Origin of the sequence: Streptomyces sp. NBC_01410 (genome assembly GCF_045040195.1) — a bacterium.
In the GTDB taxonomy this organism is placed as follows: Bacteria; Actinomycetota; Actinomycetes; order Streptomycetales; family Streptomycetaceae; genus Streptomyces.
This window is the reverse complement of record NZ_CP109530.1, coordinates 3,253,892-3,267,945: the sequence shown is the minus strand read 5'-3', so window position 1 is coordinate 3,267,945 and position 14,054 is coordinate 3,253,892. Positions and strand designations below refer to the sequence as shown.

The following is a 14,054-nucleotide window of genomic DNA, read 5'->3' as shown; positions in this document are numbered from 1 at the left end:
AGCACCAGGAGACAGGGAAAGCCTCCATGACTCACCACCGAATATCGCGCCGCGCGCGGGCGGCCTCGGCCGTCGTGGCCGCGGGCGTGTTGGTGCCGCTGGCCGCGGGCGCCGCGCCCGCGGCCGCCGCGACCCCGCAGGTTGCCTGCACTTCCAAGACCGTGGGACTCGCCGCCAAGCTGACCGCCGACATCACCGCCGCGCTCTCGGGCCGCAGGTCGACGACCGCGGTGCTCCTCAACGACCGCGTCAGCAAGACCAGTTGTGTGCTGCGCCCGGACCAGAAATACGACTCGGCCAGCGTGGTGAAGGTGACCGTGCTCGGGGCCCTGCTGCTGGACGCGCAGCGGCAGAAGCGCGGCTTCACCCAGCGGGAGTTCACGCTCGCCTACGACATGATCACCAAGTCGGACAACGCCGCCACCAGCGCCCTGTGGAAGCAGCTCGGCCTGACGAAGATCAAGAGCTTCCTCACGGCCGCCGGGATGACCCAGACGGTCCCCGGCACCGGTGGCTACTGGGGGCTCACCCAGATCACCGCTCGTGACGAGCAGAAGCTGCTCGCGCTGCTGACCGTGCCGAACACCGTGCTGTCCGACGGCAATCGCGCGTACGCCCTCAAGCTGATGAGCAAGGTCATCACCTCGCAGCGCTGGGGCACCCCGGCCGGAGCCCCCGCCGACGTCACCGTCCAGGTCAAGAACGGCTGGCTGTCCCGGGCCACCCACGGCTGGCGCGTCCACAGCATCGGCGCCTTCACCGGCAACGGCCACGACTACACGATCACCGTCCTGACGTGGGACAACGCGACCATGGACTACGGCGTCACCACCATTCAGGCCGTCGCCCGCGCCATCCACAAGGACCTCAACCCGGCCACAGCCCGGTCGGCCGAGGTCTTCACCCCGCCCGCCGTTCCGCAGGAGGCGCTGCCGGCCACCCCGGAGACGGCCGCGAGGGACGCGATTTCCGCCACCCGGTGAGGCGCCCGTTCGTTGCGGCGGGATGAAATCCGCAGCTCGCCGCGTTGGTGCTTTCCGGTAGATCAGAACACGATTTCAGAACTGGATCGGGCGACCGGGAGGCACCACGTGGCGGCGGCAGACCAAGGCTGGGCACGGAGGCTCGCCGGTTACGCATGGCGTTACCGGCGGAATGTGGTGCTCGCGCTCGGTTCGTCGCTGGCGGGTATGGCCGTCATGGCGCTCGTCCCGCTGATCACCAAGGTCGTCATCGACGACGTGATCGGTGACGGAACACGGTCCGTCGCCGTCTGGACCGGGCTGCTGACAGTCGCGGCCCTGTTCATCTACGCCCTCACCTATGTACGCCGCTACTACGGCGGACGCCTCGCCCTCGACGTCCAGCACGATCTGCGGACCGAGATGTACGGGACGATCACCCGTCTGGACGGCCGCCGTCAGGACGAACTCTCCACCGGCCAGGTCGTCGGCCGCGCCACCAGCGACCTCCAGCTCATCCAGGGCCTGCTCTTCATGCTCCCGATGACCATCGGGAACATCCTGCTCTTCCTGATCTCTCTCGTGATCATGGCGTGGCTGTCGCTGCCGCTCACCCTGATCGCCCTGGCCGTCGCCCCCGCCCTCTGGTACATAGCCAAGCGCAGCCGCGTCCGGCTGCACCCCGCCACCTGGTACGCGCAGAGCCAGGCCGCGGCCGTCGCGGGCGTCGTCGACGGTGCCGTCTCCGGCGTACGCGTGGTCAAGGGCTTCGGCCAGGAGGACCAGGAGACCGGCAAGCTGCGCGAGGTCGGCCGCAAGCTCTTCGCGGGACGCCTGCGGACCATCAGGCTCAACGCCAAGTACACCCCGGCCCTCCAGTCCGTCCCCGCGCTCGGGCAGGTCGCGATGCTGGCGCTCGGCGGCTGGCTGGCCACCCGCGGCCAGATCACCCTCGGTACCTTTGTCGCCTTCTCGACCTATCTGGCGCAGCTCGTCGGCCCGGTCCGGATGCTCGCCGTGGTGCTGACGGTCGGACAGCAGGCCCGCGCCGGTGTCGAGCGCGTACTGGAGCTGATCGACACCGAGCCGACGATGCAGGACGGCACCAAGGAACTCCCGGCGGACGCGCCCGCGACGGTCGAGTTCGACGACGTGACCTTCGGATACGACGAGGAGCGCCCCGTCCTGGACGGCTTCTCGCTGGAGATCCGGGCGGGCGAGACCGTCGCCGTCGTCGGCTCCTCCGGCAGCGGCAAGTCCACCGTCTCGCTGCTGCTGCCCCGCTTCTACGACGTGACGCACGGAGCCGTCCTGGTCGGCGGCCACGATGTGCGCGAGCTGACCATGGAATCCCTGCGCGCCGCCATCGGCCTGGTGCCGGAGGACAGCTTCCTCTTCTCCGACACCGTGCGGACGAACATCGCGTACGGAAAGCCGGACGCCACGCAGGAAGAGATCGAGACCGCCGCACGCGCCGCCCAGGCCGACCGCTTCATCGCCGAGCTGCCCCAGGGCTACGACACCAAGGTCGGCGAACACGGCCTCACCCTCTCAGGCGGCCAGCGCCAGCGCGTCGCGCTCGCCCGCGCGATCCTCACCGATCCCCGGCTGCTGCTCCTGGACGACGCCACCTCGGCCGTGGACGCCCGTGTCGAGCACGAGATCCACGAGGCACTGCGCAGCGTCATGGCGGGCCGGACCACCCTGCTGATCGCCCACCGCCGCTCCACACTCGGCCTCGCCGACCGGATCGCCGTTCTCGACGGCGGACGCCTCGCCGACATCGGAACGCACGAGGAGCTGACCGGGCGCTCGGCCCTGTACCGGCGGCTGCTGACCGACCCGGACGAGCTCGGCGGCGTATCACCTGGCCACATCCCGGTGCCCGCCGCGGAACCGGAAGAGGACAACTCCGTACGGGAGGAGCTGGACGCCGAGTTCGACGTCGAGCGCGGCATCACCCCCCGCCTGTGGGAGCGCGAGGAAAGAGCCGAGGAGTCGGCGGCACCCGGCGCCACTCCCGAGCTGCTCGCCCAGGTCGAGGCGCTGCCCCCGGCGACCGACACCCCCGAGATAGACGAGGCGCGTGCCGTACGCCCCGAGCAGACCTACGGCCTGCGCAGGCTGCTGCGCGGCTTCGGACTGCCCCTGCTGGTCAGCCTGCTGCTGGTGGCGACCGACGCGGGCATGGGCCTGCTGCTGCCGGTCATGATCCGGCACGGCATCGACGAGGGCGTCGAGCAGGTGGCGCTCGGCGCGGTGTGGGCCGCGTCCCTGCTCGCGCTGGCGAGTGTGGTCGTGCAGTGGCTGGCGCAGATCGGCGAGACCCGGATGACGGGCCGCACCGGCGAGCGCGTCCTCTACTCGCTGCGCCTGAAGATCTTCGCGCAGCTCCAGCGGCTCGGACTCGACTACTACGAGCGCGAACTGACCGGCCGGATCATGACCCGGATGACGACGGACGTGGACGCCCTGTCCACGTTCCTCCAGACGGGTCTGGTCACCGCGTTCGTCTCGGTGGTCACCTTCTTCGGCATCCTGGTCGTCCTGCTCGTCATCGACCTGCAGCTGGCGCTGGTGGTCTTCGCGACCCTGCCGGTACTGATCGTCGGCACGTACTTCTTCCGGAAGAAGAGCGTCAAGGCCTACGAACTTGCCCGCGAACGCATCAGCGTCGTCAACGCCGACCTCCAGGAGTCCGTGTCCGGGCTGCGGATCGTGCAGGCCTTCCGGCGCGAGCGCGACGGCGCGGACAGGTTCGCCGGCCGCAGCGACAGCTATCGCGAGGCCCGGGTGCGCGGCCAGTGGCTGATCTCGGTCTACTTCCCCTTCGTCCAGCTGCTGGCCTCGGTGGCCGCCGCGGCCGTGCTGATCGTCGGCGCGGGCCGGGTCGAGGCGGGCACCCTCTCCACCGGCGCGCTGGTCGCCTACCTCCTCTACATCGATCTGTTCTTCGCGCCCGTGCAGCAGCTCTCCCAGGTCTTCGACGGATACCAGCAGGCGACGGTGTCGCTGGGCCGCATCCAGGAGCTCCTCCAGGAGCCGACATCGACCGCCACCGCGAAGGCGCCCCTCGATGTGCGCTCGCTGCGCGGCGAGATCGCCTTCGAGAACGTCGACTTCGCCTACGGGGACGACGAAGCGGCCCTGAACTCGATCGACCTGCGCATCCCGGCCGGCCAGACCGTTGCCTTCGTCGGAGAGACCGGCGCGGGCAAGTCGACGCTCGTCAAGCTGGTCGCGCGGTTCTACGACCCGACCGGCGGGCGGGTCACCGCCGACGGCACCGATCTGCGCGAGCTGGATCTGACGGCCTATCGGCACCGGCTCGGTGTCGTCCCCCAGGAGGCGTACCTGTTCGAGGGGACCGTCCGGGACGCCATCGCCTACGGCCGCCCCGGCGCGAGCGACGCCGAGGTGGAGGCCGCGGCCCGCGCCGTCGGCGCCCACGACATGATCGCCACCCTCGACGGCGGCTACCTGCACGAGGTCTCCGAGCGCGGCCGCAACCTCTCGGCGGGCCAGCGCCAGCTGATCGCGCTGGCCCGGGCCGAGCTCGTCGACCCGGACATCCTGCTGCTCGACGAGGCGACCGCGGCCCTCGACCTGGCCACCGAGGGACAGGTCAACCAGGCCACGGACCGGTTGACGGGCCGCCGCACCACGCTGGTCGTCGCCCACCGCCTGACCACGGCGGCCCGTGCGGACCGGGTGGTCGTGATGGACCGCGGAAAGGTCGTCGAGGACGGTACGCACGAAGAACTCCTCGCCCTGAACGGGCCGTACGCCACCCTCTGGCGCACCTTCATCGGGGAGGACGAGCCCGCCGCCGTATGACGGATCGCCGAATATCGCAACCGTAGGAGGCCCGGCTGCGTCGTACGCATGTACGGGGCCGTGACAAAGGGGTGCGAGCGTGTTCGGTGGAACGGGGAACATAGACGGGTCGGGGAACAAGCGACGGGGACGGCGGCTGCTCGCGCAGGGCGTCGCCGTGTTCATCGCGGCAGGTGCGCTCACGCTGGCGGGACCGGGCGCATCACACGCCGAGGCTGCCGTCTCCACGTGCAGCGGCCGGCCGCTGAAGACGGTCAAGTTCCCCACCGGCGAGCTGCGGGTCTACAAGAACCGGCAGTACGCCTGCGCCGTCACGGTCGCCAGCAGGCCCGGCGCGCGGCGGGTCATGTCCATCTCGCTCCAGGCGCGCGGCGGCCGGGCCGCGGTCGACAAGGGCAATTTCACCCGCCAGGCGGGACCCGTCACTGTCCACGCGCTCAACCGCTGTGTACGGGCCACCGGTTCGATCGCGGGCGTCTCGCGCTCGACCGGCTGGATCCTCTGCTGACGCCTCCGCCCGCCGCCTGACACCTGGGTTCTGTCCGGCCGATCCCAACTGGGGCTGGCGGGACTGGTGTTCCCCCGCTAGGTTCACCGCGACCACAGGTGAATCAAGGGGAGGGTGAATGCGCAAGGCGCTCAGATGGCTGCTGTCGCTCGTGGTGCTCATTGGCACCGTGAGTGCGGCCGGTGCGACGGCCGGTGCGGCTACCGCCGCCGAGCCGACGGCCGGCACGGACATCAAGGACCAGATCCTCGCGATTGAGGGCATGAGTCTCATCGAGGAGAAGCCGTACCCGGGTTACCGGTACTTCGTCCTCAACTACACACAGCCGGTCGATCACCGGCACCCCGGCAAGGGCACGTTCAAGCAGCGGATCACCCTGCTGCACAAGGACACCAGCCGCCCCACCGTCTTCTTCACCTCCGGCTACAACGTGAGCACCACGCCACGCCGCAGTGAGCCGACGGCGATCATCGACGGCAACCAGGTCTCCCTGGAGTATCGCTTCTTCACCCCGTCCAGGCCCGACCCGGCCAACTGGTCCAAGCTGGACATCTGGCAGGCGGCCAGCGACCAGCACCGGGTCTTCAAGGCGCTGAAGAAGATCTACACCAAGAAGTGGCTCGCCACCGGCGCTTCCAAGGGCGGCATGACGGCCACCTACTTCGAGCGCCACTACCCGCGGGACATGGACGGCGTCGTCGCGTACGTCGCGCCCAACGACGTGGTCAACAAGGAGGACTCGGCGTACGACCGGTTCTTCGAGAACGTCGGCACCAAGGAGTGCCGCGACAAGCTGAACGCGGTCCAGCGCGAGGCACTGGTGCGGCGCGAGCCGCTGGAGGCCAAGTACCAGGCGGCCGCGACCGCCGAGGGCTACACCTTCAAGACCGTCGGCAACCTCGACAAGGCGTACGAGGCGGTCGTTCTCGACTACGTCTGGGCCTTCTGGCAGTACAGCAAGCTCGCCGACTGCGGATCGATCCCGGCCGCCGCGACCGCGAGCGACCAGGAGATCTACGACAGCGTCGACGCGATCTCCGGCTTCTCCGCCTACACCGACCAGGGCCTGGAGACGTACACCCCGTACTACTACCAGGCAGGCACCGAGCTGGGCTCGCCCGACATCAAGCAGCCGCACCTCAACGGCCTGACCCGGTACGGGTACCAGCCGCCGCGGAACTTCGTGCCGCGCGACATCCCGATGCGCTTCAACCCGTGGGTCATGCGCGACGTGGACACCTGGGTGCGGCACAACGCCAACCAGATGCTCTTCGTCTACGGCCAGAACGACCCGTGGGGCGCCGAGCAGTTCCGGCCCGGCAGGGGCACCCACGACAGCCATGTGTATGTCGCTCCGGGTGCCAACCACGGCGCCAATGTGGCCGCCCTGGTGCCCGACCAGAAGGCGGCAGCCACCGCCGCGATTCTGAATTGGGCGGGCGTCGCCCCGGCCGCCGTCCAGCAGGACGAGGCGAAGGCGAAGCCGCTGACCAGGTACGACGCGAAGCTCGACAAGCGCGACATCGAGCGGGAGCCGGCCCTGCGGCCGTAGGTCCCCCGGGGCTGCGCCCGCCGCCGAGTGATCCTCACACGCGGCGGGCGCAGCCCACCGGCCTGTCACCCTCCAGCCGCACGTACAGCGCCGTGGACGGCGGGCACTGCGCCCGGCGCTCCACCGAGGTCGCCACCCTGAACTCCGGTGCAGGCGTGCCCGATCCGTCGCAGGCCGTCTCCTTCACCTGGCCCGCGTTCGCGCTGTAGACGCAGTCGCCGACCACGGTGTGCGGACCGCCGCCCCCGCCCGGGTCGCCGGGATGCGGCGGCTCCAGATTGCGCATGCAGGCATACGCCTGACCCACGTCGCCGTCGCCGTCCTCGTCCGTCGAGGGACGGCTCTCGGAGATGTGCAGGACGAAGTCGGTGGCGGCGGGGCAGGCAGGGCCCGCCGACGTCCGCCCCTCGTGGCGGGCGGTCACCCGTGCGTATGCCTTCTCGCTGGTGCAGGGCACTTCACGGAAGTCACGGCCGCGCGAGGCACAGTCGCCGGGACCGAGGAAGACCAGGCCGTATCCCGAGGGCGTCGGGGTGGCGCTCTCGACGCTGCCGGCGGCCGCGCTGGTGCGTCCGCTCGCCTGCTGACAGCCGGTGATCAAGGCCACCACCAGGGCGAGTACCGGTACCAGGCTGCTCACCGCCCCGGCTGACCGCTGCTTCACGCCCATCACGTACCCCCCACGAGCCCCGACCCCCGGCCGGTCCGTCCAGCGTGACCCGCCGGGGCGGGCCACGCCAGACGTGCGGGGCGATTGATGACATTTTGCGGGAGTGCGCCGGGGGTGCGTGGCACGTTTGCGTATGTCGGTCTTTCGCCCTCGGGTCCGTCTCGGGTCTTTCGCTCTCCGGTCCCTCGGTCTCCGTCAGTGGTACGACAGGCCGTGGCCGATGGGATACAGCTCTTGAAGCGGATCGTCCGCCCGCTGCACCGGCACCGGAAGGCGCCCCTCCGGGTCGGCCCGGCCCGCGATCACCCGTGCCGCCGCGCGCAGTTCGACATCGGTCCAGCAGTAAGCGGCGAGCGCCGCCCGTACGCCGGTGAGCCGGGCGATGTCGTACGGATTGCGGATCGCGACCGCGACGACGGGCACGCCGGTCGCGGCGAGCCGGGCCACCAGGGTCCGTTGCGGGCTGGTCGCCGTGACGTTGTAGGTGCCGACGATCACCGCGTCCTTGCCGCCCGCCGCCGCGACCGCCTCGTCGATCTTCGCGGTCGTTGGCGTGATCCCGGTGGACAGCGCGGTCGCGGCGAAGCCCAGTTCGGTCAGTGCCTTGGCCAGTACGGAGGTCGGCGGTCCGGTCGTCCCGGTGGGCGAGGCCGGATCGGCGCCGACCACCAGGAGATTGCGCCCACTGCGCCTGTTCAGCGGAAGCAGCCCGTCCTCGTTGACCAGCAGCGTCGTGGTCCCCTCGGCGATCCGGTCGGCCGCGGCGAGATGCGCGTGGGCGCCGACGGTGCGCTCCACTTCGCGCCGGGAGACGAACGGGTCGCGGAACAGGCCCAGTTTCTCCTTCAGGAGCAGGATGCGCAGGATCGATTCCTCGAGGCGGGCGACGGTGAGCTCGCCGCTCCTGACCGCGCTGAGGACGCCGTTCCAGGCGACGGCCAGGTCCGGCGGGTTGAGCAGCTGGTCCACACCCGCCTTCAGCGCGAGCACCGGCACCCGGCTGTCGCCGTACTTGTCGCGCACGCCCTGCATGTTGAGCGCGTCGGTGACCACCACACCGTCGTAACCCAGCTCCTCGCGCAGGATGCCGGTGAGGATGGGGCGCGAGAGCGTGGCCGGGTCGTTGCTCGGGTCCAGAGCCGGGAACTGGATGTGAGCCGTCATGATCGAGTCGATACCGGCGGCGATCGCGGCCCGGAACGGCGGGGCGTCGATCTCCTCCCACTGCTCGCGGGTGTGGGTGATGACCGGGATGCCCGTGTGACTGTCGACGGTGGTGTCGCCGTGCCCCGGGAAGTGCTTCGACGTCGCGGCGATGCCCGCGCTCTGATAGCCCTTCACCTGCGCGGCGACCAGACCCGCCACCGTGTCGGGATCGGCGCCGAAGGAGCGGACTCCGATGACGGGATTGGCGGGATTGACGTTGACGTCGGCGACCGGGGCGTAGTTCTGGCAGATGCCCATCGCGGCCAGCTCGGCCCCGGCGATCCGCGCCGCCGTACGGGCGTCGGAGCGGGACCCGCCCGCGCCCAGCGCCATCGCGCCAGGCATCAGGGTGGCGGGCCTGCCCACGCGGGCCACGATGCCGTGCTCCTGGTCGGTGGAGATCAGCAGCGGTACGGGAGTGGACTGGGCGAGTCCGGCCCGCTGGATGCCGTTGGACAGATCCGCGATCTGGTACGGATCACGGGTGTTGTGCGCCCAGGAGAAGTAGATGATGCCGCCGACGTGATACGCCGCGACCAGCTCGGCGGCGGTGCGGACGCCCATCTCCTTGAGGTTCAGCTCGATGTCGGCCTGGTCGGGGGAGGTGGCGGAGTGCCCGTACACCCGCATCACGAAGAGCTGGCCGACCTTCTCCTCCAGGCTCATCCGGGAGATGAGCCGTTTGAGGCGGTCGCGGTGGGAGGGGAGGGCGAGTGCGGGGGAGGCGCCGGCAACGGCGCCCGCCGCCACGGCGGTGGCGGCAGTCGCGGTGAGGAGGGTGCGTCTGGTGAGGCTCCGGTCGTGCATGGGGCTCCTTCCGGCCTTGCTCGACAAGGGAGTTGAAGGAAACTTCCAAGGACACACGGATAGCCCGAAAATTACTGCCAGGTCAAGGGTGTGGCAAGACAAAGAGGGCGCGGCGCGCGGAAGGTCACCGGGACGGGGGCCGCCACCGGTGCTGTCGGAGGGGGCCGCACCGGTGGCGGTGTGCTGCCGGCCGCAGGCGGCTGGAGAGGGGGTGGTCAGCGATCGCAGCCAGCAGCGAGGGCCGACACCGCACAGCGGAGACTCACCCAGCAGTACGGCCCGTTAGACGGCCTGCCTGGGCGGGGGGTTCCCGCCGCGCCGGGGTCATATTCAGCCCGTCCGGCGTTTGAGGACACGCGCGAAGCGCGTACGGGTCTGGGGCCCAGTTCGGGAAGGGGCAGGGCGCACCGCACCCCGGACCCCCGCGTCGGTGAGCCCGCTGCGCTGGGGCGCGGCGGCGCTGCTGCTCTGCGGCGTCGCGCTCACCTCACCGCCGCGAGCAGGCGTTCCAGGTGGAGCCGTCCCGACACCAGCAGTCCCGGCAGATCGGCTGCCTCCGGATGCCAGCGCTTCTCGTACTCCCAGCACAGCCACGTCTCCTCGGTGAGCGTGGCCAGACATTCCGCCAGCGGCAGTACGCCCGCGCCGAGCGGCAGTGGCGCGAGGTCGTCGGCCGATGCGACGTCCTTGACCTGGACGTAGCCGAGGAACGGGGCGAGCACGGCATGCGCCGCGACCGGGGTCTCGCCGTCGAGCCAGGGGTGCACCACGTCCCAGATCGCGCCGACGTGCTTGTGGCCGACCGTGCCCAGGATGCGCGAGACACCGGCGCCGGTGCGGTGCGAGTCGTGGGTCTCCAGCAGGATCCGTACGCCGAGTTCGGCCGCGGTCTCGGCGGCGGTCCCGAGCCGGCGTGCGGCGGTGGCCTCGGCCTCGTCCGGGTCCTGGTCGCCGGCGCCGGCAAAGACGCGTACATAGGGGGCGCCCAAGTCCTTTGCCAGCCACATCAGTTCGTCGAGCTCCTTGTACACCGGAGCGTCGTCACCGGCGGCGGCGACGCCGGTGTACCCGCACACGGTGAGAATCTCCACGCCCGCCCGCTCGAACTCCGCGACCACGGCCGCCCGCTCCCGCATGCCGGTGCCCGGATGTACCGGCTCCTCGGGATGGGCACGCAGCTCGACCCCCTGGTAGCCGGTGTCGACGGCGAGCGCGACCACGTCGGGGACCGGCATGCCCGGCACACCGAGGGTGGAGAAGGCGAACTTCACGTGACGCTTCCTTCCAGCAGGGGCAGCCGCCAGTCCTGGCCGACCAGATCGGCTCCGTACGAACGGTGCGGCTTCTCGGCGACGAGGGTGAACCCGGCCCGCTGATAGATCCGGCGGGCGCCGTCCAGTACGTCATTGGTCCACAGCACCAGTTCTCGATACCCCACTTCGCGGGCGAAATCCACGACGGTACGCACCAGCAGGTCGCCGAGTCCGTGCCCGCGCGCATCCGGCTCGACCAGCAGCAGCCGCAGCCGCGCGGTCGCCGGGGCGTCGTCCCGTACGCACATGACCGACCCCACCGGCCGCCCGTCCAGCTCGGCGATCCACACCCGCTCCAGATGGGGATCGTGGTCCTGGGCGAAGTCCGCGACGATCCGGGCGACGAGCCCCTCGAAGTCGGCGTTCCAGCCGTACTCGGCGGCGTACAGCGCACCATGGCGCTGCACGACCCACCCCAGATCCCCGGGGCCGGGCTCGCGCAGCACGGGCCCTTCCCGGTGGGCGGGCCGCCCCCGGCCGAGGATCTCGCGCACGGTCCGCATCGCCTCGACGAGCCGCGGCCGCTCGTCGGCGGGCACCTTGGCGAGCAGCGCCCCCACGGCCTCCCGCGACCGCTCGTCGAGCAGCGCGGCGGCCTCGCGCCCCCGCTCGGTGAGCGTGATCCGCTGCCGCCGCGAATCCACCTCGGACGGCGCCCGCCCGACCAGTCCGTCCCGCTCGAACTTGGCGAGGAGCCTGCTCAAGTACCCCGCGTCGAGGGAGAGCTCGGCCCGCAGATCGGCGGCGTCGGTACGGGGACTGTGGGCGAGCTCGTACAGGACGCGGGACTCGGTGAGGGTGTACGGGGTGTAGAGGTGCTTGCTGTAGTCGAGCGCGCCGATGAGGTTGGTGTAGAAGCGGTTGAAGGCGCGGATTTCCTGGATGGGCATGGGCTGCTCCGGGCTCTATCCTTGACTGAGTCAACGGTACGACGCGGTCGTAGCCCCGGCAAGAGGGCGACCCGCGCCGACGGGTAGAGCTCCATGTCCGGGAGCAGGAAGATGGTTGATTCTTCACATCACCTGCTCGCGCACCGACGGTGAGCGATACGGTACTTTTCGTAGCGCCGTGTGCGAGCTACGTCACAGATCAACATGTTGCGGCCAGCTCAGGCCTGCCCTGAGGCGGCTGTACGTCTGGGGGGACTGCATGCGCGAAATGGCCAAGGGTTCCAACGTCGGCCTCGCAGCCCTGAGCGATGACACCGGATCGGTGGTCGTCAGTCTGCGTTGGAGCAGCGCTGCGGGGGACGGCGACGCCGATGTCTCCGTATTGCTGTTGGACGGCAACGGCAAGGTGCGCAGCGATGCCGACTTCTTCTTCTACAACAACCCCGCCGCGGCCGACGGCAGCGTGCAGCTGCTGGGCAAGACACCGACCGACAGCGGCAGCGAGGACCGCATCAGTCTCGATCTGACCGCCGTGCCGGACGACGTTCACCGCATTGTGGTGGCAGCCAGCCAGTACGGCGGTTCCTGCTTCGGTGAACTCGAAGACCTGCGGGTAACGCTCGCCGATGGCAGCGGTGAGGCTCTGCTGGGCTTCTCCATCACCGACGCCGGAGTCGAGAGCGCATTTATCTTTGGTGAGCTCTACCGGCGGGGCGAGGAGTGGAAGTTCCGGGCCATCGGCCAGGGCTACGAGACCGGTCTGGCGGGTCTGGCGACGGACTTCGGTATCGATATCGATGACGAGAGCGAAGACGACGCCGTAGCGGCGGCTGCGGTGGAACAGGTACCGAAAGCCGATGAGCGGCGGCCTCCGGCAGCCCTGCCCTCGGCGGCGATCCCTGCACAGGCCGTAGATGAGGCGCGGCCGGTCGGCGTGGAGCCCACGACACAGCGCGCGCGTGGCCCTCGTACGGCGAAGAAGAAGGTCACGCTCCCCAAGGTGGCCAAGAAATCCCTCGCCGAGAACGACTCGTGGAAGCCTGCCCGGCTCTTCCCCGCACCGTCGCTCAAGAGCGACAAGGAGCGAGAGCTGCGGGCCACTTCAGTACTGCTCTCGGTGATGGCCGAAGTGCCGGAGTTGGGGCGTCGGCTCACCGCCGCGTTCGGCGCACCGGCCGGACGGATGCAGACCTTCACCGAAGTCACGCTTCCGCACGGAGACACCCCCAAGCGCCCGGACGGTGTCATCCGTGTGGAGCGCGCGGGCAAACTGTGGACCGCTCTGGTCGAGACGAAGACCAATGGGAATCCGCTCAAGCAGGATCAGGTCCAGAACTACATGGACATCGCCGCCCGTCGCGGCTACGAGGCCGTGATCACCCTCTCCAACGACGTTGCCCTGGAGGGCAGTCCGCTCGTGGACGTCAGGACCGACGGACGGCGCAAGCACAAGGTCGCTCTGTGGCACTTGTCCTGGGCCGAAGTGGCCCACCAGGCACAGATGCTGATCCGCCATGAGGGCGTCGGCAACGCCGCGCATGCGTGGCTTCTGCAGGAATTGCTCAACTATCTCCAGCACGAGAACTCCGGCTGCCACGGCTTTCAGAACATGGGTCCGGCCTGGGTGCCCGTACGAAACGGTATCGACACGGAAACCCTTTGCCAGGGCGACCTCCGGGCTGTCGAGGTCGTCGAAAGCTGGGAACGGCTCATCCGCCAGGTCTGCCTGCGCCTGGGCGGCGAACTCGGCCAGAAGGCCCTGCCGGTCCAGCGCGCCAAGCGTGGCAGTGACCCGCAGTCCCGGCGCGCCGTATTGGCAGACCGGTTGTGCGACGAAGGCCGCTTGACGGCTGAGCTGCGCATCGACGGAACGCCAGGTGTTCTCGGGATCACCGCCGATCTGAGGACGGCCAGACTTCGCACATCCATCGAGATCCCGGCTCCGGAGGGGAGTTATCCCCTCACCTCGGCCAAGCGCCTCATCCGACTGCTGGCGGATGCCCCGGCGGATCTCCACGTCGAGACCATCGTCGACAGCGGGCATGGCCCGCGAGGCACCCTGGAACGGCTGCGTCCGGAACCGGCCGACATGCTGCCCAAGGACGGCGCCCGGATGACCGGTTTCCGGCTGTCGTTGTTCAAGGGCATGGGCGCCACTCGCGGCGGTGCCGAATCCGGATTCATCCGCAGCGTCGACGAGTCCGTGGACCGGTTTTACGCAGGCGTCGTCGCTCAGTTGACCTCCCTTGAACGACGTCAGGCAAGCCGATCACGGCCTGAGGAGCCGACTGCCGTCGGCTGATCGTTCA

9 protein-coding genes are annotated in these 14,054 nt (G+C 69.8%); 5 read left to right on the top strand and 4 right to left on the bottom strand.

All coding sequences use genetic code 11. The features are described 5' to 3' along the window. Nucleotides 1–26 precede the first annotated feature (26 nt). The 4 genes from OG741_RS14865 to OG741_RS14850 all read left to right on the top strand — a co-directional run bounded on the left by OG741_RS14865 (nucleotide 27) and on the right by OG741_RS14850 (nucleotide 6,859). A complete protein-coding gene (locus OG741_RS14865; protein ID WP_405597903.1) occupies nucleotides 27–983 on the top strand; it encodes a serine hydrolase in 957 nt (318 codons plus the stop codon). A gap of 108 nt (nucleotides 984–1,091) precedes the next feature. Beyond that, nucleotides 1,092–4,799 (top strand): ABC transporter ATP-binding protein, encoded by a 3,708-nt coding sequence (locus OG741_RS14860; RefSeq protein WP_405597901.1) that lies wholly within the window; start codon nucleotides 1,092–1,094, stop codon nucleotides 4,797–4,799. 79 nt (nucleotides 4,800–4,878) lie between these two features. Then, a complete protein-coding gene (locus OG741_RS14855; RefSeq protein WP_405597899.1) occupies nucleotides 4,879–5,307 on the top strand; it encodes a hypothetical protein in 429 nt (142 codons plus the stop codon). A gap of 118 nt (nucleotides 5,308–5,425) precedes the next feature. Then, on the top strand, nucleotides 5,426–6,859 hold the full coding sequence (locus OG741_RS14850) for a S28 family serine protease (protein WP_405597897.1): 1,434 nt from the start codon (nucleotides 5,426–5,428) through the stop codon (nucleotides 6,857–6,859). A gap of 34 nt (nucleotides 6,860–6,893) precedes the next feature. On the opposite strand, the gene OG741_RS14845 is transcribed toward OG741_RS14850, so the two are convergent. The 4 genes from OG741_RS14845 to OG741_RS14830 all read right to left on the bottom strand — a co-directional run bounded on the left by OG741_RS14845 (nucleotide 6,894) and on the right by OG741_RS14830 (nucleotide 11,745). Continuing rightward, nucleotides 6,894–7,529: a hypothetical protein gene (locus OG741_RS14845; protein ID WP_405597895.1), complete on the bottom strand. Its 636-nt coding sequence runs from the start codon at nucleotides 7,527–7,529 to the stop codon at nucleotides 6,894–6,896. 195 nt (nucleotides 7,530–7,724) lie between these two features. Further along, on the bottom strand, nucleotides 7,725–9,542 hold the full coding sequence (locus OG741_RS14840; RefSeq protein WP_405597893.1) for a glycoside hydrolase family 3 protein: 1,818 nt from the start codon (nucleotides 9,540–9,542) through the stop codon (nucleotides 7,725–7,727). A 482-nt stretch (nucleotides 9,543–10,024) separates the two neighbouring features. Further along, nucleotides 10,025–10,813: a sugar phosphate isomerase/epimerase family protein gene (locus OG741_RS14835; protein ID WP_405597891.1), complete on the bottom strand. Its 789-nt coding sequence runs from the start codon at nucleotides 10,811–10,813 to the stop codon at nucleotides 10,025–10,027. After that, on the bottom strand, nucleotides 10,810–11,745 hold the full coding sequence (locus tag OG741_RS14830; protein ID WP_405597889.1) for a GNAT family N-acetyltransferase: 936 nt from the start codon (nucleotides 11,743–11,745) through the stop codon (nucleotides 10,810–10,812). The genes OG741_RS14835 and OG741_RS14830 overlap by 4 nt, the downstream gene beginning before the upstream one ends. A 259-nt stretch (nucleotides 11,746–12,004) precedes the next feature. On the opposite strand from OG741_RS14830, the gene OG741_RS14825 reads away from it, so the two are divergent. Beyond that, entirely contained in the window at nucleotides 12,005–14,047 is a 2,043-nt protein-coding gene (locus OG741_RS14825) for a TerD family protein (RefSeq protein ID WP_405605566.1), read from the top strand. The last annotated feature ends 7 nt before the right edge of the window (nucleotides 14,048–14,054 follow it).

Excerpts from the sequence above, each read along its gene's own strand:
- OG741_RS14865 (WP_405597903.1), top strand. The coding sequence starts at position 27 with ATGACTCACCACCGAATATCGCGCCGCGCGCGGGCGGCCTCGGCCGTC.
- OG741_RS14850 (WP_405597897.1), top strand. The coding sequence starts at position 5,426 with ATGCGCAAGGCGCTCAGATGGCTGCTGTCGCTCGTGGTGCTCATTGGC.
- OG741_RS14845 (WP_405597895.1), bottom strand. The coding sequence starts at position 7,529 with ATGGGCGTGAAGCAGCGGTCAGCCGGGGCGGTGAGCAGCCTGGTACCG.
- OG741_RS14840 (WP_405597893.1), bottom strand. The coding sequence starts at position 9,542 with ATGCACGACCGGAGCCTCACCAGACGCACCCTCCTCACCGCGACTGCC.
- OG741_RS14830 (WP_405597889.1), bottom strand. The coding sequence starts at position 11,745 with ATGCCCATCCAGGAAATCCGCGCCTTCAACCGCTTCTACACCAACCTC.
- OG741_RS14825 (WP_405605566.1), top strand. The coding sequence starts at position 12,005 with ATGCGCGAAATGGCCAAGGGTTCCAACGTCGGCCTCGCAGCCCTGAGC.